The organism is Salinigranum salinum (genome assembly GCF_009176545.1).
In the GTDB taxonomy this organism is placed as follows: Archaea; Halobacteriota; Halobacteria; order Halobacteriales; family Haloferacaceae; genus Salinigranum; species Salinigranum salinum.
Map to the genome: position 1 here is coordinate 1,859,492 of NZ_VTOJ01000001.1, position 21,241 is coordinate 1,880,732.

Here is a 21,241-nt window from a genome sequence, read left to right on the forward strand (position 1 = left end):
GATATCCCTCGATTCCGTATTTGAGTGGTCTTCGAGGCTCGCACGCGAACGCGTGCATTGATCGTCTAGTTTTCGTCCAGACCTGTTTTCCTGCCGACGAATTAGCAAAGTTTATCACACACTTTCACACTGTTTACTGGTACCGCCGGACCGTCGGTAAAGAAAACGTCCGGCATGGGCTGGCACACAAGGTGCTACAAAAATGAGTCAGGACACATACGTCGGTGCGATCGACCAGGGAACGACAGGAACGCGCTTCATGGTGTTCGACCACGCGGGTGAAGTGGTCGCGAACTCCTACGAGAAGCACGAACAGATCTACCCGGAGCCCGGCTGGGTGGAACACGACGCGACCGAGATCTGGCGGAACACGAAGCACGTCATCAATACGGCGCTCGACGAGGCAGGCCTCGACGCCGAGCAGCTCGAGGCCATCGGCATCACGAACCAGCGCGAGACGACCGTGGTGTGGGACGCCGAGACCGGTAAGCCGATCCACAACGCGCTCGTCTGGCAGGACCGCCGCACGACGGACCGGGTCGAAGAGATTCAGGCCGAGGACAAGGTCGAGTGGATCCGCGGCAAGACCGGGCTGGAGTGTGACGCGTACTTCTCGGCGACGAAGGTCGAGTGGATCCTCGACAACGCCGATCCGATCAAGCTCTCGCGGTCGCGTCCCCAGGACGTCCGTGACCGCGCCGAGGACGGCGAACTTATGATGGGGACCATCGACTCGTGGCTCATCTACAAGCTCACGGGCAACCACATCACCGACGTCACCAACGCGTCGCGGACGATGCTGTACAACATCCACGACAACGAGTGGGACCACGAACTCCTCGAGGAGTTCAACGTCCCCGCCTCGATGCTCCCCGAGGTCCGCCCGTCGTCGGACGACGAGTTCTACGGCACGACGGCGGACGTCGGGTTCCTCGACGCCGACATCCCGGTCGCGGGCGCACTCGGCGACCAGCAGGCCGCACTGTTCGGTCAGACCTGTTTCGACGAGGGCGACGCGAAGAACACCTACGGCACGGGGTCGTTCATGCTGATGAACACCGGCGAGGAGGCCGTCGCCTCCGAACACGGCCTGCTGACGACGATCGGTTTCCAGCGCTCGGGCGAACCCGTCCAGTACGCCCTCGAGGGTGCGATCTTCATCACGGGGGCGGCGATCGAGTGGCTCGAGGACATGACGCTCATCGAGAACGCGGCCGAGACCGAAGAGCTGGCGCGGTCGGTCGACTCCAGCGACGACGTCTACCTCGTCCCCGCGTTCACCGGGCTCGGTGCCCCGCACTGGGACGGCCGCGCCCGCGGGACCATCGTCGGGATGACCCGTGGGACGCGCCGCGAACACGTGGTGCGAGCGACGCTCGAGTCGATCGCCTACCAGACGCGCGACGTCGCCGAGGCGATGGAAGCCGACTCCGGCATCGACATGGGCGCGCTGCGGGTCGACGGCGGGGCCGTGAAGAACAACTTCCTCTGCCAGCTGCAGGCGGACATCATCGACACCGACATCGTCCGGCCGGTGGTCGACGAGACGACCGCGCTGGGATCGGCGTACGCGGCGGGACTCGCCGTCGGCTACTGGGACACGATCGACGAACTGCGGGACAACTGGCAGGTCGACCGCGAGTTCGAACCCGACGCCGACGCGGATTACGAGTCGAACTACGAGCGCTGGAACGAGGCGGTCGCCCGCGCCGAAGACTGGGCCCGCGACGGTGGTGACGAGTAGATGAGCTTCCTCCTGCAGGCATCGGCGATCATCGACGCCATCGCGAGCCCGGGGCTGCTGCTCGCGGCGTTTGCAGGTGGCGCGTTCGGTGCGGCGCTCGGCGCGCTGCCAGCGTTCTGTTTCACCGGCTTCATGGTCATCGCCGGGGAAGCCGCGGCGTTCGCCAGCGGTGACCTCTCCGGTTCGATCACCGGTTCGATCGCCTTCGGTACGGTGTTCGGCCCACACATCTCCTTCGCCGGCGGTGCGGCCGCCGCAGCGTACGCGGCGAAGAAAGGGTACATGGACTTCGGCTTCGACTACCACGAGGCGAAGAACATCCCCGCGGCGCTCGGGACGCAGCCCGACGTCCTCGCCGTCGGTGGGCTGTTCGGGATCTTCGGCTACATCGTGACGACGATCTCCGCGAACCTCGCGGCGCCGTGGGACCCGATCGCGATCGCAGTCGTCCTCTCGGCGGTCGCACACCGGCTCGTGTTCGGCTACGACCTGATCGGTGACGTCCGCGGCGGTGGCCTCTTCGACATGGGACCGTTCGAGCGCGAAGAGATGCGCCCGGCGTCCAGCGACGCCGCGGCGATGACCGACGGCGGCGAACCGGCCACGGACGGTGGCACGGCCAAACAGCGCCTCGCTACCGAGCCGTGGCTGCCCCACCAGTACGAGTGGGGCAACGTCGCGATGATCGGCCTCACCGCGGGCCTCATCGGCGGCGTCACGGCACTGACGACCGGGAGCCCGTTCCTGGCGTTCGGTATCAGCGCCGCGTCGCTGACGTTCCTCAACCTCGGCGTCGAGAAGATCCCGGTCACCCACCACATGACGCTGCCCGCGTCGACGGCCGCGCTGGCCGTCACGGGTAACACCCCGGAGGTCACCGGGATCGCGATGGTGGCCGCCGGCATCTTCGGCATCAGTGGTGCGCTCACGGGCGAAGTCGTCCAGCGCATCTTCTACGCGCACGCCGACACGCACTTCGACCCGCCCGCTGCGGCCATCGTGGTGAACACGTTCTTCATCGCCGTGCTCACCATCGTTGGCGTCTTCAGCACGGCCGTCTGGGTCCCGATCCCGTAGTCGGGTCCAGACGGCGGCCGGGGCGGTCCCGGTGCTCCCCGTATCACCATCAGACCACCCGTTCGGTGGCGCTCCCGCAGACGTGTCGTCGCACGATCGACGCAGTGACGCACAGCAGATCCGTCACGTGACTCCCCGCTCCAGAATCGGCATGGACCTCGACGAACGAATCGAACGACGTCGCCGCGGCGAGAGCGAACGCGCACTCGTCCGCGACTTCGACGTGCTGAGCCCCGTCACGCACCTGGCCGAGCCCAACGGGCGAGGGCCCGTCCTCGAACGGCTGCTCGACGTCCTCGACCCGACGTTCGACGGCCAGCTCCCGGGCGACGCGTACGTCTGGGGACCGAAGGGTGCCGGGAAGTCGGCGGTCGTCAGCGCACTGTTCGGGCTGCTGTCCGAACAGAACAGCCGCCGCCGTTCGACGATCCTGACGACGACACGGGCCGTCGCACCACCGACGACGGTCTTCGTCTACGTGGACGCACGGTACGCCACCAGCGAGTTCGCGCTGTACCACGACATCCTCGACAGCATCGTCGAGGAGTCGGTCCCCGAGGGGGGCATCGGCACGGCCGACCTCCGCGATCGACTGCACGACGAACTCACCGGCTCGACACAGGCGGTCGTCGCCGTCGACCACCTCAACGAGTTCGACACGTTCTCCACGGCGCAGGTCGCGGAGTTGCTCGACATGTCGTCGGTCGCGTACGTCGCCATCGGCCGCGACCCGCCACCGTCGGCGTCGGACTCGCCCGGCGAGACGATCGCCGTCGACGTCGACGAGACGGTCGAAGTCCCCCGGTACGAGCCACACGCGCTCGTCGACCTGCTCACGCAACGGGCGTCGCTCGGTCTCGCACGGGGGGCACTGTCACATCCGGATATCCGCGAGGTGGCCTCGTGGGCCGACGGCGACGCTCACGACGCCCTCGCGGCCGTCTTCGGCGCTGCCGACCACGCCCTCGAACGCGGTGCGGATCGGCTCACGACGGCGGATCTCGAACCCGGCATGGAGGCCGTCCCCTGGCAGTCCGTGTCGCTCGGACGTGTGCTCGCGCTGCCGGAGAACCGACAGCGAATCCTCCTCCGGCTCCTCGACCTCGACGCCGCCGCGGTGTCCTCGGTCACCGCCGCGACGGACGCGCTCACCGCCGATCCGCGGGTCGGTCTCTCGGCGACGACGGTCAAACGAGTCCTCTACGAACTCGCGGAGGCGGGCATCGTCAAACGGGTCGAGACGGAAGGCGACAGCGGACTCGGTCGACCGCCGAGTCGGCTCGAACCGCAGTTCCCGACCCGCGTGTTCCGGCGGCTCGTCGACCTCTCCGGCGGAGACTGAACCCGGCTCGCCCCCGGGTCGAGGACGCCAGTCTCGCCGGACGACCGACGGCTCTTTGTCGCCCGACGGTCGACCGACGCGCATGGTACCACCGCTCGCGCTCGACATCGACGGGACGCTCACGACGCCCGCCGGTGCCGTCGATCCGCGCGTCTTCGACGTCCTCCCCGCGTGGGACGCCCCCGTCGTCTTTGCCACCGGGAAGGCGTTCCCCTACCCGGTCGCGCTCTGTCACTTCCTCGGCGTCCCCGAGATCGTCGTCGCCGAGAACGGCGGCGTGGTCTGCGTCGACGACACCGTCCGGTTCGCCGGGGACCGCGGCCGGGCCGAACGGGTGATCGAGGCGTTCGAGGCCCGCGGCGGTGACACCGGATGGGGTGCCGCCGACCTCGCGAACCGCTGGCGCGAGACGGAGCTGATCACCCGGACCACCGCCGACGAGCGCCTCCTCCGGGAGGTGGCCGCCGAGTTCGAGATGGAGGTCGTCGACACGGGGTACGCCTACCACGTGAAGACGCCCGGCGTCGAGAAGGGCGACGGGCTCGAACTCGTCGCCGACGAACTCGGTCTTTCGCCTACGCAGTTCGTCGCCGTCGGCGACAGCGAGAACGACGCGTCGACGTTCGCGGTCGCGGGCCGGTCGTTCGCAGTGGCGAACGCCGACGCGGTCGCCCGGGAGGCCGCCGCCGTCGTGCTCGACGAGAGCTACATGGACGGGACGCTGGCAGCGCTCGAGACGCTCACCACGCTCGGGGACTGAAGCCGGTCAGTCGGGGGACGGCGTCGTCTCGTCGTCGATCCAGTCCGCGAACGGCGCGAGCACGTCCGTCGCGTCGAACCGCTCGACGCAGGGAACCTCGTACGGGTGAAGGTCGACGACGCGGGCGACGAGGTCGTCGTACCGGTCGTCGGTCGTCTTCGCCAGGAGGATCACCTCGTCGTCTTCGACTACCTCGCCCTCCCAGCGGTACGTCGACCCACAGGCGACGCGGTTGACGCAGGCGGCGAGCCGCTCGGCGACGAGCGTCCGCGCGACCTCCTCGGCCGCCTCTGGTGGCGCGGTGACGTAGACGGTCGGCATCGTCACCCGAACGGTGCGAACTGGCCGTTGATGTCCCACTCGTGGACGCAGTAGACGTTGCCGGCGACCCGTTCGCCGTCGTTGACGACGATGCGCCAGCTCTCGACGGTCGCGTCCCAGTTCTCCTGACGGCCACACCGCTCGCACGTGCGGTCGGTCGGCCGTCGTAGCTCGCCCTCGGTCATACGTCGACGGGCGCCCGCCAGGGGTTTAACCCTGTCTCAGTTCGGCGTCCGGTCACGGTCGGCCGTGGACGGCTCGCCGTCTCGGGCGGAGACGGCCGTATCGACGGCCGGCGCGTGCTCGCGGAGCGGGATCAGCGGTGCCGCCCGAACGACGACCTCGAAGGCGTGGCCGTCCAGCGTGGTCTGTCGGCGACCGCGGTGAGCGAAGCCGTGGCGGTCGTAGAACGCGTGTCCGACCCCGTTCGCGGCCAGCACCACCGCACGGAGCGTCGTCGCCACAGGGAGGCGCCTGGCGACCGCGCCCAGGAGCGCCGTCCCCACGCCCTCGCCCCACTCGTCGGGGTGGACGTACAGTCGCGAGAGCGTCGCCTCTTCGTCCTCACACGCGCGCCCACCCTGTGCGAACCCGACGACGCTGCCCGGTCGCTCGGCGACGACGAACGGCTCGTGGTCGCGCACCGCGTCCCGGAGCGCGGTCGGTTCGTACCAGTCGTCGACGAGAGTGTCGACGGTCGCGGGGCCGAGCGGGTCGTCGTACGCGGCGTGCCAGGCGGGACGCGCGACGGCGCGGATCGCGGGCACGTCGGCGACGACCGCGTCGCGGACGCTGAACACACCTGGTCCGCCGCGGGCCGCAGGTATTAGGGTTCCGCTGCTCCTCGCTCGACCATGGGATTTCACACGTTCGACGTCGACCGCGCGGACGCGCTCGACGACCCCAGCCGGTACCGGTTCTGTTCGCGCGAGGAACTGCTCTCGCTGCTCTCCCCCGCGCCGACGGACGTGGTCGCCGACCTCGGGAGCGGGACGGGATTTTACACCGACGAGGTGGCGCCACACGTGGCGACGCTGTACGCCGTCGACGTCCAGACCGAGATGCACGGACTCTACCGCGAAAAGGGTCTCCCGCCGAACGTCGACCTCGTGACCGCCGAGGTCGCCGACCTCCCGTTCGCCGACGACGCGCTCGACGCCGCGTTCTCGACGATGACCTACCACGAGTTCGCCACGGACGAGTCGCTGGCGGAGCTCGCGCGCGTGGTCCGGCCCGGCGGGCGCGTCGTGACCGTCGACTGGTCCGCCCGGGGCGACGGGGTCGACGGCCCGCCGACCGACGAGCGGTACGACCTCGGCCACGCCGTCTCGGCGTTCGCCGACGCCGGCTTCGCCACGACACACGCCGTCTCCCGCCGCGAGACGTTCGTCTCCGTCGCCCGCCGCGACGCCTGATCCGTACCGCCGTGGTGGACGCCCCCGGGCGACCCGAGCTGGCGGTTCGTCCATCGACTCCCGAACTGGACGGGGAATGTACATAAATGGCCACGATAACCCTGTAAAAATAAACGATCGTCTTCTTTAACTCGATTTCGGTTCGAGACTATACACATTATATTGTTAAATGACGTAAGAGGAAAACCGTTAATCGGGGACGTGGGTGATCGGCTACCATGGTAGTACACAACGCCTCGATCGACCCGCACAGGAGCACGCGCGACTACTACGAGTGTCGGTCCTGTGGGGCGCGCGCGACGAGCGAGCGCCGACTGGAGACCTGCCCCGACTGCGGCGGCGACGTCCGGAACATCGCCGTCGCCCGCGAGTAGCGCGGCGACCGCGACGCACGCGTCAGTCTTCTCGCGGTCTCGTCTGCATCCGGAGAGACGGGTCCCCGTCGCTCCGTCACGTTCGTCCCGTCCGGATCGTCACGTGGTCTCGGACTCCTCGGCGTCGAGTCCGAGCGACGTGCTCCGCTCGACGAGGAGCACGACCGCACCGCCGACGACCGCGGCGGCGAGGAACGTCCCGGCGAGCTCCGGCGTCCAGCTCCGGTTCGCCTCGGCGAGGCGACGGCCGACGTCGGCCACCGGGGCGCGCAGCGCGCCGACGATGAGGCTGACGAGGAAGGCCAGCGTCGCCTCGCGGCGGCGGCTGAGCGCCCACCGGACGACGTGCGAGGTGGTGAACAGCCCGACGAACGCCCCGGTGACGAACGTCCCAACGGTCACGAGCGAGGGACCGAGCCCCGGGACGGTCCCGCCGAGGGCGGCGGCGAGGACGCCGTCGACGGCCTCGCGGAGGGTCCCGATCATGAACTCGTACTGGCCGATGAGGATGAGGATGAGCGACCCCGAGATGCCGGGGAGCACGAGCGCACTGACGGCGATCATCCCGGCGAAGAACGTCACCAGGGGGCGGTGGCCGAACGTCGCGGCGGCCTGGCCCGAGACGACGAACGCGACGACGAACCCCGTGACTGCGGCCGCGATTCGCCCGCGCGTGTCGAGGTGGACGTCGCTCCACAGCACCACGGCCGAGGCGCCGATGAGCCCGAAGAAGAAGCCGAACGTGAGCACGGGGATCGTCTCGAGCGCCGTGTCGACGAGACGCGTCACGGTGACGACGGCCGTCACGACGCCCGTTCCCAGTACGACGAGGAACACCAGATCCATCTCCGCGACGGCGCGCCACGCCGTGTCGCGGTCCTCGCCGGGGACGACCGCGCTCAGGAGGTCGCGGAGACGGCCGGGCGAGACGGCCGTGATCGCACCGATGAGTCGCTCGTAGACGCCGGTGATGAGGGCGATGGTCCCGCCGGAGACGCCGGGGACGGCGTCGGCGATGCCCATACAGACGCCCTTCGCGTAGATGACGAGCCAGCCGAGGGCCGCCTCACGCCGGGTCGGTTCAGCGGACACGGGCGGGTGAGTGAACGACTGGGTCGGTCGTCGACGCCGGTGCGAGGCCGATCGTGGGATCCGACGGGTGGGCGGTTGACGTGCCGTCGTCGTCACCGCTCCCGTCGGTCGGCGTCCCAGTCGACTCCGCGGTCGACGAGGCCGCATCGGGGTCGACCTCGCCCTCGACGTCGCTGAAGGTCAGCGCCGTCACGTTCCGTTCGAGCGTCACCTCGACCGGACCTTCGCGGTCGCCGTTGACCCGCCCCTCGCTCACGTCGACGGTGGCACGGTACTGCTCGACCGAGGCGTTGCCGTCCACTTCGACGAGTTCGCCCGGTGTCGAGACCGTGTACGGCCCGGTCGCACGGACGCTCACGTTGGTGTAGCCGTTCTCGGGCCCGTACTCACCGTAGCCGGTCGTCGAATACGGCAGCACCATGCTGAACTCGCCGTTCTCGTCGGTCTGGGCGTACTGTCGGTAGGTGAACGTGAAGTTGCCCGTCGGCGCGCGCATCTCGACCTCCGCCGTCACTTCGGTGTTCGGCGGTGCGCCGCTCCCCTCGAGCCGGGCACCCGGCACGCGCTCGAACGTCTTCAGCCACGAGGGGTTCGTGACGAACATCCGCGTCGCCGGGAACCCGGTCAGCTGCTGTGTGCGGAGGAACTCCCGCTGGTAGCTCGCCGCGCTGAACGCCGACCGGTTGCTCACGCGCACGAGGCGGTAATGCTCCAGCGCCGACACCCGTTCGGAGGGGAGTGCGCCGACGCCGCCGACCTGTGCGCTCCCGTCCCGTTCGACGAACGCCCGGGCCTGGCTCATGTTCCGGAACTCCCGGACCACGTCCGACTGGTTGCTCGGGAACGTCCGCACGCTGACGGTCTCACCCGACTGGGTCTGTGCCTGTCGGTTCTCCCAGTCGACCACGACCGGCCGGGGGTCGACGGCGCTGCCGTGGTAGTGGTACAGTCGGATCATCTGACTCTCGTAGTACCGCTGGTCCTGCACGACGACGTTCGACCGGAAGTTCTGCGTGAACACCCGCCCGGTGAAGTCGTCGCTGGAGACGTTCGACTCGGTGTAGAACACCACCGGCGCGCCGAACTTCGAGTTCGGGGAGGTCATCTGCCAGTCGACCATCACGAACCGGGTCCGTTCGCCTTCCTCGCTCTGCCGGGCCAGCACCGACTCCGCCTGCTCCTCGGAGGGCGCCAGCAGGTAGTTGGCCGCCTCGGTCGCCCCTTCCTGGAACGGGTTCGCGTTCGGGATTCGCTCGCCCCGGACGGTGATCCAGTGGCCGTAGTCCCACCACGACTGGACCCCGTAACTCCCTTCGGGGTACTGGAAGTCCTCGGTCCGCTCGAACGTGCCGTAGTAGGCCATGTCGTTCGACGCGCCGCCGAGCGTCCCCTCCGCGGGGGTCTCGCTGGCCATCCACCGGAGGCTGTCGTCCCACTGCAGGACGTTCCCGGGACCGTTGCCCTGTGCGCGCTCCCAGGCGGTGGAGCTACCGTCGAAGTTCGGGTTGCCCGTGTTTCTGACGTTCAGGGGGACGACGAGGACCGGCGCGAGCACGAGCATGACGACGGCGGCCACGACGAGGACCTGGTAGCCCTGGATGTCGTCGAGCGCCTCCGGGAGGCTCCGGAGGTCGAGATACCGGAGCAACTCACCCAGGAGGTAGGCGTTCATCACGGCGACGACCACGGCGAGGTAGTAGTTGAACCGGACCTGGGTGAACGCGGCCGCCGTGATGAACGCGGCCCACACCACGACGAACAGGCGGTCGGAGTCGTAGTTGACGAGCACCGTCGCGCCGACGATGAGCGCCGCCACGACGACGAGGCTCGTCGTCTGCGAGCCGAGGCCGACGACGCCACCGATGGCACTGAACAGCGACGGGACGAGGAAGACGAGCGTGACGACGAGGAGCGAGCCACCGAGGTACATCAGGTGGCGTGTCTCGCCCTCGTCGACGAGCGGTTTCGCGAGGAGCCAGACCGCGGCCGCCACGCCCGTAAAGAGGGTGAAGCCGTACTCGGTGAGGATGCGACCCGTCGCGTCGAGGCCCTGCTGCTGGAGGGTGCTCTGTCCGAGGAACGGCTGTGCCTCGCCGATGGTCTGGGCAGTCGCGCTCTGTCCGAAGCCGACGATGCGGAGGAGGTTGGTCTCGATCAGGCCGAACACCGACGGGAGGGCGACGGCGACGACGGCGGCACCGACGGCGACGACGCCGATGACGGCGGCGGGGTACAGCGACGGATCGACGTCGCGCCGCTCCCACTGGCGGGCGAGCCAGGCGAGGGCGACGCCCGCGACGCCGACGCCCAGCGGGGCGACGACCTGGAGGGGCGAGAACTCCGTCGGGGAGAGTTCCGTCGTCTGCAGCGGCACGAGCATGAGGAGCGTGGTGACGCCGCCAATGACGCCACCGACGAAGGCGACCGGTTCGGGGGTCTCTCCACGGGCGACGGCGCCCGAGATGGCGAGCAGCACGAAGACGCCGAAGACGCCGACGAGGAGGATGCCCGGCGGCCACACCCACATGTAGCCGGCCAGCGCCACGCCGGCGAGCGCGGCGAACAGCGCCGGCCGCCGCAGTGCGTCCGTCTCCCGGGCCGCGACGAGTTCCCAGACCGGCAACTCCTCTTCTGCGACCGAGAGCGCGACCACGATCGCCAGCACCGCGAGCGCCTGGAAGAACGGCTCGGCACTGTTGTGATCGGCGAACCCCACGAGCGTCCGCTGCAGGAACGTACCGGGGAGCAGCGCGAGGATCACGACGCCGAAGAGGCCGCCGACGCGCCCCCCGAGTCGACTCCCGATGTAGTACGTCGGGAGCACGGCGAGCGCGCCGAACGCCACCGGCGCGACGAGCAGCGTCGTCGAGACGAGCGACTCGCTCGGCGAACCCAGTCCGACGACGAGCGCGGCCGTGGCGACGAGCTGGTCGTACAGCGTTCCGAACTGCCCGACGGCCGTGCCGAACGGGAAGTACGTCCAGGGGTCGAACGGCATCGTCGCCGGCCAGTGTCGGACCGTGTAGTTCACCTCGCGCAGGTGGTACCATGCGTCGTTCCCGGAGAAGTAAACCGTCCCGTCGCGCGTGAACGAGTCCATCCCCTGGAGGCGGACCGCCACCATGAACGCCATCACGAGGAGAAGGGCAGGGACGTGGAACCAGTCTTCGAAGACGTCGAGGACCGACTGTCCGTCGTCCTCGGCGCGCTCGCTACGCTGACTCATTGTTCGTGTGGACCGCCATGGCGCGCATAAGCCTTGTGAAACGCGGCGCGATACGGTGTCTGACGCGGGTTCACACGCTCACCGCGTGGCCGTCATCCGCGTGTCAGCGAGGACGTCTGGAGCATGGCGCTCTCCCTACAGGGCCGTGACGCGCTCTCTGCAGGAGCGTGGCGCTCTCCTCCACCTGCGCGTCGACCGGGCTCGTCCGTCGACGGACGGACCGGGGGAGCTCCCGGAGAGGCGGTCGGTCACCAGGTGAGGCCCTCGTAGACGATGCCGTCGCGCGGTTCGAGACAGTGGCGGCCGTCGAGCACGAGCGGGTGAGCCATCGCGTCGAACTCGTCGTCGAGCGCCGAGTAGTCGGGCCAGGCGGTCGCGACGATGCAGGCGTGGGCACCGTCGAGCGCCTCGGCGGGGCTGTCGGCCACCGCGAAGTCGAGCTCCGGGAACGAGGCGCGCATTCGCTCGACCGCCGCCGGGTCGTGGGCGACCACGTCGGCACCCCTGTCCGTGAGACCGCGGACGAGCGCGGCCGACCGCGTGTTCCGGACGTCGTCGGTCCCCGGCTTGAACGCCAGCCCGAGCAGCGCCACCTGCTTGCCGTCGACGTCGACGTGGTCGTCGAGGAGCGACAGCAGCCGCGCGGGCATCAGGTCGTTCACCTCGACGGCGGCGTTCAGCATGGGTGGTTCGTACCCCTCGTCTCGGGCGGCGGCGACGATGGCCGCGACGTCCTTCGGGAAGCACGACCCGCCCCACCCCAGCCCCGAGTCGAGGAACGCGCGCGTGATGCGATCGTCGAGCCCCATCGCGTCGGCGACCTCGTACGTGTCGACGCCGAGTTCCTTGCAGATGTTCCCGAGGTCGTTGATGAGCGACACCTTCGCCGCGAGGAAGGCGTTGTTCGCGTACTTCATCATCTCCGCTTCCCGCGTCCCGGTCTCGACGACCGCCGTGTCGACCCGTTCGGTGAGCGGCTCGTAGACCGTGCGGAGGTCCGCGAGCGTCCGGTCGTCGTCGGCTCCGAGGACGACCTTGTCCGGCTCCAGGAAGTCCGCGACTGCGGTCCCCTCGCGGAGGAATTCGGGGTTCATCCCGACGCCGATCTCCTCGCCGAGCGCCTTGCCGCTCGCCGCGGCGACGGTGGGCGCGATCAGGTCCTGTGTCGTTCCGGGCACGACCGTGCTCTTGACGACGACCGTGTGCCATCCCTCCTTCGTGGAGAGCGTCTCGCCCAGCTGTTCGGTCCCGGCCTCCATGATCGAGAGGTCGATGCTCCCGTCGTCACGCGACGGCGTCGGTAGCGCGACGAACGTCGCCTCGGTCTCCAGCACGTCGTCGTAGTCGGTCGTCGCGCGCAGTCGGCCCGTCTCCGTGACGTGTCGCGCGACGCGCTCCGGAAGCCCCTCCTCGTGGATCGGCGGCTCTCCACGGTTGATCGTCGCCACGACCTCCTCGTCGATGTCGACGTTCACGACCTCGTGTCCCAGATCGGCGAAACAGGCCGCGAGTGTCGTCCCGACGTAGCCGCTCCCGATGACGCTTATTCGCATACTGCTACCGACGGTCAGTGGTGGCAAAAAGGTGAGTTGTGGCGCGCTACCGAACCACACTGTCCGTGGACGTGGCACCTCGGCGCGGGCCGCGAGTGGCGGCGGTCGCCGTGACGGACGGCCACGGACGGTCCCCGCCACGTACGATCCGACGGGCGAGAGCGATCGGATCCCAGGAGCGATCGGAGGCAGGGCGAGACGACGACGCACGAGGCGTGACGAGAAGACATATCCGCCCACGTCGACATCTTCCAGGCAGTGAAGGTCTCAGTCGTCGTCTGCACGTACTCGCCGGAGGCGTTCGACCACTTCGTCGACGCCGCCAACAGTGTCCTGGCACAGACGCACGACGACGTTGAACTGGTCGTCGTCGTCGACGGGGACGAGACGCTGGCCGAACGGGTGCGAGCGCGGTACGGGACGCACGACGCCGTCCGGATCCACTGTAACGACGAGAACCGGGGACTGTCGGCGAGCCGGAACGTCGGGATCGACCTCGCGTCGGGCGACGTCGTCGCATTCATGGACGACGACGCCGTCGCCCACCCCGACTGGGTCGAACGCCTCGTCGCCTGTTACCGCGACCACGACGCCGTCGCCGCCGGCGGGCGGATGGCCCCTCGCTGGGTCGCCGGCGAGCCCGCCTTCCTCCCCGCGGAGTTCTACTGGCTCGTCGGCGTCACCCACCGCGGCTTCCCGACAGAGGCGTGCGAGGTGCGGAACACCTTCGGCTCGAACATCTCCTTTCGACGGGAGGTGTTCGAAGAGGTCGGCGTGTTCGAGCCCGACCTGGGTCGTGCGGGCGAGAAGAACCTCCAGGGTGAGGAGACGGAGTTCGCCGCGCGGGTCCGCCGACAGTTCGGCCAGGGTGTCTGGTACGACCCCGACGCCGTCGTCGAACACAAGGTGTTCGACTACCGGACCGACCCGCGGTGGCTGTTCGAGCGGGCGTTCTGGCAGGGCTACTCCAAGCGGGTGATGGCCGACGTCCTGCCCGACGACGGGGAAGACCCCGGCGGGGACGTTGACGAGGAGAGCGCGTTCCTGCGGCGACTCGCGTTCGAGTTCGGTCCCGAACGACTGCGGGGACTCGTCCGTCGACCCCGACGGGCCGAGGCGCTCCAGTTCGTCACGCTGGGCGCCCTCACGGCCACCGTGGGTGTCGGCTACCTGTACGCGACGCTCGACCGCCTCCGCTGAGCGCTGGACGGTGGTTCCCGATGAGGGGCCGGTCGAACGACGGAGCGACGGCGAGACCGACGCCCCGGAACAGCCCGCCGCCGAACGGACAGTCTCAAATCCGGGGCTGGTGAACGAGCCAACAGCATGGGTACGGACACCGTCGACGGCGTCTGTGTCGTCACACACCCGCTCGCGGGGGCGGGCGAGAACGCGACCCGCACGTTGCTGAACATCGTCGCCGCGATCGCGCCGGTCTGTCTGGTGACCGCCGACCTCCCAGCGGGGTCGACTATCCGCGACGACCACGAGGTGGTGGAACTGACCCAGAAGGGCGCGGGGGCAGGCATCCTCGTCGCTGCCGTCCGGTTCCTCCTGAACCAGCTCCGGATGTGTCGCGTCCTCGCCGACCGCGACGAACGCGTCGTGCTCTTCTTCGGCGCGACGTCGTACCTCCTGCCCGTGGCCTTCGCCCGCCTCCTCGGGAAGACGGTGCTGATCGAACCCCGCGGCGACGTGCCGCTGACGCTCCGGCTACACTGGGAGGAGCGCGTCCCGGCCGTCGTCGCACGCGTCCTCGCGGGGGGCGTCCGTGGACTGGAGCGGGCCTGTTTCGCCGTCGCCGACGGCGTCGTCACGTACACGCCGAACATGGCCCGCCAGCTAGGACTCGACCCCGACGACCCCGACGTCTACCCGAACGGCGCGCGCTACGTCGACACGGAGCGGTTCTCCGTCGCGGTGCCGTTCGAAGAGCGCGAGCGCGTGGTCGGCTTCCTCGGCAGGCTCGACGAGGAGAAGGGGATCCGGACACTCGCCGCGGTGGCAGCGCGGTTACCCGACGACGTGACGTTCCGGTTCGTCGGCGACGGCGCGCTGTACGAGTGGCTCGAGACCGAACTGGCCGACGAGATCCGCGAGGGACGCGTCGAACTCGCAGGGTGGGTCGACCACGACGACGTCCCCGCCGAGTTGAACCGCCTCCGGTTGCTCGTGATGCCCTCGCAGCCGACGGAGGGGCTGCCGACGACGATCTTGGAGGCGATGGCGTGCGGGACGCCGACGTACGCGACGCCCGTATCGGGGGTACCCGACGTGGTTCGCGAGGGTGAGACCGGCTTCCTGATGCGGTCGCGCGACCCCGACCGGATCGCGTCCGACGTCGCCGACGCGCTCGACGGGGACGACCTGGCCGACTACGGCCGCCGCTGCCGGGCACTCGTCGAGGCCGAGTACGCGTTCGAGCCCGCCGTCGAACGCTACCGCTCGATCCTCACGGCGGTCACTGCGGGCTGACCGCCTCGTTCGATCCTCCCGCTACTCGTCGTAGCCGAGCCGCCGGAGCCGTTCGCGGACCTCTTCTTCCATCTCGACGTCGGTGAGGTCGACGTTCGTGCGTTCGATCTCACGGCGGTGTTCGTTCAGCTTCCCGGCGAACTGGCGCACGAGATCCTCGTGGTCCGCCGCGACGTTCCGCTGCTCGCCCGGGTCGGTGGCGAGGTCGTATAGCTCCGTAGTGCCGTCGGCGTTCTCGATGTACTTCCACTCCCGGTCGCGGTAGACGAAGCTCGCGTCGTCGACGCCGTTGCCGTATCCGCCGACGATCGAGGTGCGGTCCCAGACGCCGTCGCGAACGAGCGAGAGGAGACTGTGACCCTGATAGCTCTCGGGGACCGGCAGCCCCGCGTACTCCGCCATCGTCGGCGGCAGGTCGGTGATACCCACGGTCTCGTCGTGAGAGCCGCTGTACTCCCAGCCGTGGACGAGTAGAGGGACGTGCATCTTCACGTCGTACAGCTGTGCCCCGCTGAAGTAGCCGTGTTCGAGGAAGTGTTCGCCGTGGTCCGCGGTGAGGAACGTCGTCACGCCGCCCCAGTGGTCCTCGGCGGCGTCGAGGAGTCGTCGGACCTGGTAGTCGGTGTGCCGGATCTCGGCGTCGTACAGGTCGAGCTGGAGCTGGAGCTCCTCCTCGGTGACGTTCTCTGGCTCCTCGAGGAGCTTCCGGCGGAGCCTGATCGACTCCTGGTTGCTCACGACGTCGTCGCGGAACTGCCGCTGGAACTCCGCGGGCGGGAGGAACGGGTGGTGGACGTCCATGTAGTGGACCCAGAGGAACTGTGGGTGGTCGGTGTCTGCCGATTCGATGTAGTCGATCGCCATGTCGGTGATCTCGTCGCCCGGGACGTGGTACGATCCGACGTTGACGCCGCCGGAGGACTCCGCGAAGTTGTACGCTCTCTCGAGGAGCGGATAGACGGGGGTCCCCTGGAGATGGGTCTTGGCGTACTGTCGGGCTTTGCTGACCGTCGACGCGTCGGTCTGGGAGTCGAAGAACCGGTCGAACCCGCGTCCGTAGCCGAACTGTTCGCTGAGATAGAGATTCGAGTGGAAGCCAGCGGTTCGGTATCCGCCACGCTGGAACACTTCGGCGAGAGTGGTCTGTTCGTCCGAGAGGCCGCCCCGGTAGCCGCCGTACGAGAGCGGGGTCACCGAGGTCATGAGCGACGGGAACGCCATCTTGGTCCCGCCGGCGTGGGCGAACGCGTTCGAGAACGTGCTCCCCTCGGCGGCGAGGTCGTCGAGATGCGGTGTCGTGTCGCGTTCGTAGCCGTGGTAGCCGACGTGGTCCGCCCGCAGAGAGTCGATAGTGACGTAGAGGACGTCGTTCATGCTGGTTCATCGCCTGTGAGCGTACAAATCTCTGTTGGGATTCGTGCCGTGTCGAGATGGCCGTGGGTGTACGATGGCCTCTGACGCGTTCGTGCCGCCGTCACGCTGCCCACGTGTCCGGCAGCACGTACCGGACCTTCTGTCTGATCCGTGCCGACAGCGACAACAGCACGAGACCGTATACGCTGGCACCGAGCAGGACGAGAGCGACGGTGAGGTAGTGACCCGTCGGCACCGACGGCTCGATGGCGGCGACGGCGGCCGCCATCACGAGGGCGGCGACGACCTCACGGCCCAGTTCCCGGACCGGGATCGGGGGCCGACCCACGATCCGGTCGACTGCGACGAAGCTCGCGATGAGAACGATCGTCGTCGAGAGCACCGTCGCGATCGCCGCACCGACCCACCCGATCGTCCACACGAGTACGACGTTCAGGACGAGGTTGAGGACGACGAAGAGCCCGTTGATCCGGAAGGTCACGTCGGGGCGGTCGACGGCGTCGATCGCCGACAGGAGCTGATCGCCGAACATCGAGGCGATCTGCGCGACGATGAGGAGGCCGAGGACGGTCGCGCCCTGCGAGAACGTGGGTCGGTAGATGGCGAGCACACGATCGCCGATGGCGACCGCGCCGAAGAGGCCGGGGATGGCCAGGACGCCGGTGTAGACGAACGCCTCGTCGAGGAAGTGCCGGATGCGCTCGAAGTCGTCACCGGTGCTGAGGTTGCTCATCTCCGGGAACAGCACTCGCCTGATCGACCCACCGAGGAGCGCGACGACGTTCGAGAGCGTCCACGCGACCTCGTACACCCCGATCAAGCCGGGTGCGACGAAGAGGGCGAGGACGATCGTGTCCATCCAGCCGAACGACCGCGCTTTGAGCGGCCCGAACCACGAGTGCTTCGCGAACCGCCAGAGACTCGCGAACTGGGCTCTCGTCGGACGCCGCGGCCGGGTTCGGACGACCACCACGGTCAGGGCGGCGGCGACGAACAGCGACCCCACGTAGCCGAGGAACAGCCCCGCGACGCTGTACCCCGCGACGATGAATCCGATCTGGAGGGCGGTCCGGACGACGCGTTCGACCACCTCGGAGACCCCCGTGACCTCGACGCGTCGCTCCCCGGTGAGCACGGCCTGAACCGTCGCGTACAGCGCCTGCCCAGCGACGAGCGCGGCGAGTAGCAGTGCGACGTCCGCCCCGACGTACGACTCGACGACCCCGCGCAGTCCGAGGATTACGGCCGCGACGACGACCGTGATCGCGCCGATCATGAGCGCGCCGGCCGAGAGGTACGTCCCCTGCTCGCTCCCCTCGCTCATCCGTTTGCTGACCGCAGTCGTCACCGCGTTCAGTGGAATGCTGGTCACGTACAGCAGGCCGACACCGATCGTGTAGACACCGAGCGGCTCGGGACCCAGTTCCCGGGCAATGACGAACGTCGCGACGAAGCCGGCGAGTGAGGCCCCGACTCGCGAGACGAAGTGGACGACCGCGGTTCTACCGAGTCGCATTCGGTTCGAATCCCTCCCGACGAGACCGATGTGGGAACCGCACCGACGCGTCACGACGTCCCGTTCTCGGCCGTGTTCGTTCCGTTCGGTGGATCACTGTCGGTGTCGTCTCCAGTCGGTGGCTGGGCACGCGTGAGGGTGGGTCACTCGACGTATCCGAGGTCTCTGAGCTGTCTGCGCATCTCCTCTGTCATCCGATCGTCCGCCGCGCTCCCGATCGGCGTTCCCTCGGTCTCGAGCCACTCGGTCGCGATCGACTCGAACCGTTCCGCGACGGCTGGGTACTGCCCGGAGACGTCGGTCTCCTCGTCGGGGAGGCGATACAGTTCGGCCCGGTCGTCGGCCGTGAGGTAGCGGAACTCCCTGTCTCTGAACGCCGACGTCAACGACGCGGGGAACCGCGAGGTGTCGAACTCCTCGTTGTGCGTGAGGAACCGCTGGAAGTCCGTCGGGCCGCGTTGACTGATCGCGTACTCGCGCGCCTCGTGTCGGAGGTCGACGCCTTGGAACTGTTCGGTCCGCCCACCGGCCATCGCGACGAGCGTCTTCATCACGTCGATGTGCTGGACGACGCCGTCCGAACTCGCCTCCGGAAGTCCATCGACGACGAGCGGAACGTTCGTCACGGCGTCGTCGAGGCCGAGAACGTGGGCCAGTTCGCCGCGCTCGCCGAAGTGTTCGCCGTGGTCGGCGGTCACCACGAACACGGTCTCGCCGAGGTCGCGTGACTGGACGAAGTCGTAGAGTCGACCGACCATCTCGTCGGTGTAGCTGATCTCGGCGTCGTACATGGCATGGAGGGCATCCCACTCCGCCTCCGACAGGGTACAGCCGTTGGCGACGATGGCGTCGTTCTCGCGGTGGATCCGCATCGCCGTCTCGGCGGCTTCGCGTGGCGACATCTCGATCTCGTCGGTGTACGTGTCGTGGTAGGGGAGCGGCGGATAGAACGGGCGGTGGGGTTCGTTGTAGTGGGCGTAGAGGAAGAATGGGTCCTCGTCGCGCTCGAACTCGCGGATCCATCGTTTCAGCACGTCGTTCATCAGGTACGGGGTTGCGTGTTTCGAGTCGTCCGTGGTGAACCCCGCGGAGTGCTTGCGGATGTTTACCAGCCACTTGACGAGCGTCGACGGCGGGACCGCCCTGTAGAGGCTCGAACTCACGATGAGCTCGAAGCGGTCGAACCCCCGGTCCAGTCCGAGACCCGGGCCAAGGTAGGCGTTTCGCGAGAGGCACGCAGTCCGATAGCCACGTTCACCGAACAGTTCCGGGACGGTGTCGAGTTCGGCCGGGAGGAACTCGGTAGAGATCTTCACCTGGTGTCGAGAGGGTTGGGTTCCGGTGAGGATGGACGCAGAAGATACCGGCGTCCCGTTGCTGGACGCGATACAGTCCGGAAAGTTCGTTCCCTCCGGGTTCGTGGCAATGCGCTGGAGGTTCGGCGTCGTATCGCGTCGGTAGCCGGCCATCGACGTGTGATCGGCACGGACGCTGTCGAGCGTCAGCCAGACGACGTTGGGGCCGCTCATCGGGCGTGATAGTCCCGGGGAGTGTAAATATCTGCGTTCTTCACCTCGACCAGTACTCACGTGTCCGTGGCGAGCTCCCGGTAGAGCGCGTCGATCTCTGCGGTGATCGCCGCCCACGAGTGTCGTTCGGTCACGTACTCCCGGGCCGCGTCCCCCATCAGACGCCGGGTCGCTTCGTCGCGAGAGAGTGCACTGATCCGCTCGCTGAGCTCCTCGACGTTCCCGGGCTCCACCACGTACCCGGTCTCCCCGTGTTCGATCACGTCTCCGATGCCGGCGAGGTCGGTCGCGACGACCGGTAAGCCGACCGCCATCGCCTCCAGCAGGGCGTTCGGGAGCCCTTCCCCGCGGACCGACGGGAGTACGAAGAACGCGCCCCGACAGAGGTATTCGGTTACTCGTTCGGGGGGTACTTCTCCGACGAACGTCGCGTCGACGCCGAGTTCGTCGGCGAGCGACTCGAGGGAGTCGCGCTCGGGCCCGTCACCGACCACGAGCACCGGCGTATCGACATCCGCACTCCCAACGGCACGGAGTAGATACTCGACGCCCTTCTGTGCTTTCAGGCGGCCGACGAAGACGAGGTGGTCACCGTCGGCTACCACGTCGGGGAGGTCGACGCCGTTGCCAATGACGCGGATGTCTCGGGGAGCGAACTCCCGTTCGACGTCGTAACGCACGTTGTCTGCCTGTGCGAGAACGACCGTATCGCGGAGCACACGGTCGATCGTCCACCGTTTGACAGGGTTCTCCTTCATGAAGTAGTAGTCCCCCCCACGGATCCACGCGAAGTAGGGGACGCGCGTGAGCGTCGAGACGAGATAGCCGACGAAGCCGATCGGGTAGATCATCATGCAGTGGAGGACGTCGATCCGACGACTGTCTCGGAGGAGGGAGACGAGACAGACGAGGACGAACGTCAGAGTGCTCACGACGTCCGACGTCCTGAGGTTGGGGACACGGACCAGTTCGAACGGCGGATCGTGTGGCTCCGGACCGGGGTAGGCCTTGGTGTAGACGGTCACGTCGTGGTCCGTCCGCGTCTGTAGCTCATGGGCCATCCGGAGCGTCTGTGTCTCGGTCCCGCCGATGACGTCCGGCGGGAACTCCTTGACGACGATCGCGACGTTCATCCGTGTCCCGTGACCCCGTGGGGCAGTTCGCCGACTAACATCATATTACTCCAGATAACCTAGTTCCCGGAGTCGGTCCCGCACTTCCTCGTCGTTCTCGGTCGACGCCCGAGGTCCTTCGAGCTGTGCGAACAGTTCCGTGAGGACGAACTCGACGTACTCGTCCGCGGAGTCGAAGTCGCTGTCGTCCACGCGACGAAGCAGCGTCGCGTACGTGTCCGTCGACAGTGTCACAGTCGGATCCTCGGCCATAGTCGTGGATACCACATGCGGCTATTAATACTGCCGTCTCGACGGACGTCCATCGAAG

The 21,241-nt window shown here is 68.1% G+C and carries 19 protein-coding genes; 8 read left to right on the forward strand and 11 right to left on the reverse strand.

Annotation, left to right across the window (positions count from 1 at the left end; genetic code table 11):
• Nucleotides 1–202 precede the first annotated feature (202 nt).
• The 4 genes from glpK (at nucleotide 203) to FZP69_RS08880 (ending at nucleotide 4,923) form a co-directional block, all read left to right on the forward strand.
• Complete coding sequence (gene glpK, locus FZP69_RS08865) at nucleotides 203–1,744, forward strand: glycerol kinase GlpK (protein ID WP_152040958.1); 1,542 nt, start codon at nucleotides 203–205, stop codon at nucleotides 1,742–1,744.
• Nucleotides 1,745–2,821: a hypothetical protein gene (locus tag FZP69_RS08870; RefSeq protein ID WP_152040959.1), complete on the forward strand. Its 1,077-nt coding sequence runs from the start codon at nucleotides 1,745–1,747 to the stop codon at nucleotides 2,819–2,821.
• A 151-nt stretch (nucleotides 2,822–2,972) separates the two neighbouring features.
• Complete coding sequence (locus FZP69_RS08875; RefSeq protein ID WP_152040960.1) at nucleotides 2,973–4,163, forward strand: Cdc6/Cdc18 family protein; 1,191 nt, start codon at nucleotides 2,973–2,975, stop codon at nucleotides 4,161–4,163.
• An 82-nt stretch (nucleotides 4,164–4,245) separates the two neighbouring features.
• Nucleotides 4,246–4,923 (forward strand): HAD hydrolase family protein, encoded by a 678-nt coding sequence (locus tag FZP69_RS08880; protein ID WP_152040961.1) that lies wholly within the window; start codon nucleotides 4,246–4,248, stop codon nucleotides 4,921–4,923.
• Nucleotides 4,924–4,929: 6 nt separating this feature from the next.
• On the opposite strand, the gene cutA is transcribed toward FZP69_RS08880, so the two are convergent.
• The 3 genes from cutA to FZP69_RS08895 are packed head-to-tail and all read right to left on the reverse strand — an operon-like array spanning nucleotide 4,930 to nucleotide 6,044.
• Nucleotides 4,930–5,244 carry a divalent-cation tolerance protein CutA gene (gene cutA, locus FZP69_RS08885; RefSeq protein WP_152040962.1) on the reverse strand — a complete coding sequence of 105 codons (315 nt, stop codon included), beginning with the start codon at nucleotides 5,242–5,244 and terminating at the stop codon, nucleotides 4,930–4,932.
• 2 nt (nucleotides 5,245–5,246) lie between these two features.
• The gene (locus tag FZP69_RS08890; protein WP_152040963.1) at nucleotides 5,247–5,429 is read right to left on the reverse strand and encodes an HEWD family protein; all 183 of its coding nucleotides are present in this window, start codon (nucleotides 5,427–5,429) and stop codon (nucleotides 5,247–5,249) included.
• 36 nt (nucleotides 5,430–5,465) lie between these two features.
• Nucleotides 5,466–6,044, reverse strand: coding sequence for a GNAT family N-acetyltransferase (locus FZP69_RS08895; RefSeq protein WP_192918513.1), 579 nt, complete (start codon nucleotides 6,042–6,044; stop codon nucleotides 5,466–5,468).
• Nucleotides 6,045–6,098: 54 nt separating this feature from the next.
• Here FZP69_RS08895 and FZP69_RS08900 point away from each other — a divergent pair, with 54 nt between their 5' ends.
• Nucleotides 6,099–6,659, forward strand: coding sequence for a class I SAM-dependent methyltransferase (locus FZP69_RS08900; protein WP_152040965.1), 561 nt, complete (start codon nucleotides 6,099–6,101; stop codon nucleotides 6,657–6,659).
• Nucleotides 6,660–6,877: 218 nt separating this feature from the next.
• Nucleotides 6,878–7,033, forward strand: coding sequence for a rubrerythrin-like domain-containing protein (locus FZP69_RS08905; protein WP_152040966.1), 156 nt, complete (start codon nucleotides 6,878–6,880; stop codon nucleotides 7,031–7,033).
• A gap of 99 nt (nucleotides 7,034–7,132) precedes the next feature.
• Here the strand turns inward: FZP69_RS08905 and FZP69_RS08910 are convergent, their stop codons facing one another.
• The 3 genes from FZP69_RS08910 to aglM form a co-directional block, all read right to left on the reverse strand.
• Nucleotides 7,133–8,125: a DUF368 domain-containing protein gene (locus FZP69_RS08910; RefSeq protein ID WP_394350146.1), complete on the reverse strand. Its 993-nt coding sequence runs from the start codon at nucleotides 8,123–8,125 to the stop codon at nucleotides 7,133–7,135.
• Nucleotides 8,115–11,351 (reverse strand): oligosaccharyl transferase, archaeosortase A system-associated, encoded by a 3,237-nt coding sequence (locus FZP69_RS08915; RefSeq protein ID WP_152040967.1) that lies wholly within the window; start codon nucleotides 11,349–11,351, stop codon nucleotides 8,115–8,117. Before FZP69_RS08915 ends, FZP69_RS08910 begins: the two co-directional genes overlap by 11 nt.
• A 248-nt stretch (nucleotides 11,352–11,599) precedes the next feature.
• Nucleotides 11,600–12,904, reverse strand: a complete 1,305-nt coding sequence (gene aglM / locus FZP69_RS08920; RefSeq protein ID WP_152040968.1) for a UDP-glucose 6-dehydrogenase AglM — start codon at nucleotides 12,902–12,904, stop codon at nucleotides 11,600–11,602.
• A gap of 258 nt (nucleotides 12,905–13,162) precedes the next feature.
• Here aglM and aglG point away from each other — a divergent pair, with 258 nt between their 5' ends.
• A complete protein-coding gene (aglG, locus tag FZP69_RS08925) occupies nucleotides 13,163–14,104 on the forward strand; it encodes a glucosyl-dolichyl phosphate glucuronosyltransferase (protein WP_152040969.1) in 942 nt (313 codons plus the stop codon).
• 126 nt (nucleotides 14,105–14,230) lie between these two features.
• Entirely contained in the window at nucleotides 14,231–15,379 is a 1,149-nt protein-coding gene (locus FZP69_RS08930) for a glycosyltransferase family 4 protein (RefSeq protein WP_152040970.1), read from the forward strand.
• Nucleotides 15,380–15,400: 21 nt separating this feature from the next.
• On the opposite strand, the gene FZP69_RS08935 is transcribed toward FZP69_RS08930, so the two are convergent.
• The 5 genes from FZP69_RS08935 to FZP69_RS08955 all read right to left on the reverse strand — a co-directional run bounded on the left by FZP69_RS08935 (nucleotide 15,401) and on the right by FZP69_RS08955 (nucleotide 21,183).
• Nucleotides 15,401–16,753 carry a sulfatase gene (locus FZP69_RS08935; RefSeq protein ID WP_152040971.1) on the reverse strand — a complete coding sequence of 451 codons (1,353 nt, stop codon included), beginning with the start codon at nucleotides 16,751–16,753 and terminating at the stop codon, nucleotides 15,401–15,403.
• A 100-nt stretch (nucleotides 16,754–16,853) separates the two neighbouring features.
• Nucleotides 16,854–18,269, reverse strand: coding sequence for a lipopolysaccharide biosynthesis protein (locus FZP69_RS08940; RefSeq protein WP_152040972.1), 1,416 nt, complete (start codon nucleotides 18,267–18,269; stop codon nucleotides 16,854–16,856).
• Between the two features lie 143 nt (nucleotides 18,270–18,412).
• A complete protein-coding gene (locus FZP69_RS08945; RefSeq protein ID WP_152040973.1) occupies nucleotides 18,413–19,798 on the reverse strand; it encodes a sulfatase in 1,386 nt (461 codons plus the stop codon).
• 56 nt (nucleotides 19,799–19,854) lie between these two features.
• On the reverse strand, nucleotides 19,855–20,931 hold the full coding sequence (locus tag FZP69_RS08950; RefSeq protein ID WP_152040974.1) for a glycosyltransferase family 4 protein: 1,077 nt from the start codon (nucleotides 20,929–20,931) through the stop codon (nucleotides 19,855–19,857).
• Between the two features lie 45 nt (nucleotides 20,932–20,976).
• Nucleotides 20,977–21,183 carry a hypothetical protein gene (locus FZP69_RS08955; protein WP_152040975.1) on the reverse strand — a complete coding sequence of 69 codons (207 nt, stop codon included), beginning with the start codon at nucleotides 21,181–21,183 and terminating at the stop codon, nucleotides 20,977–20,979.
• Nucleotides 21,184–21,241 lie beyond the last annotated feature (58 nt).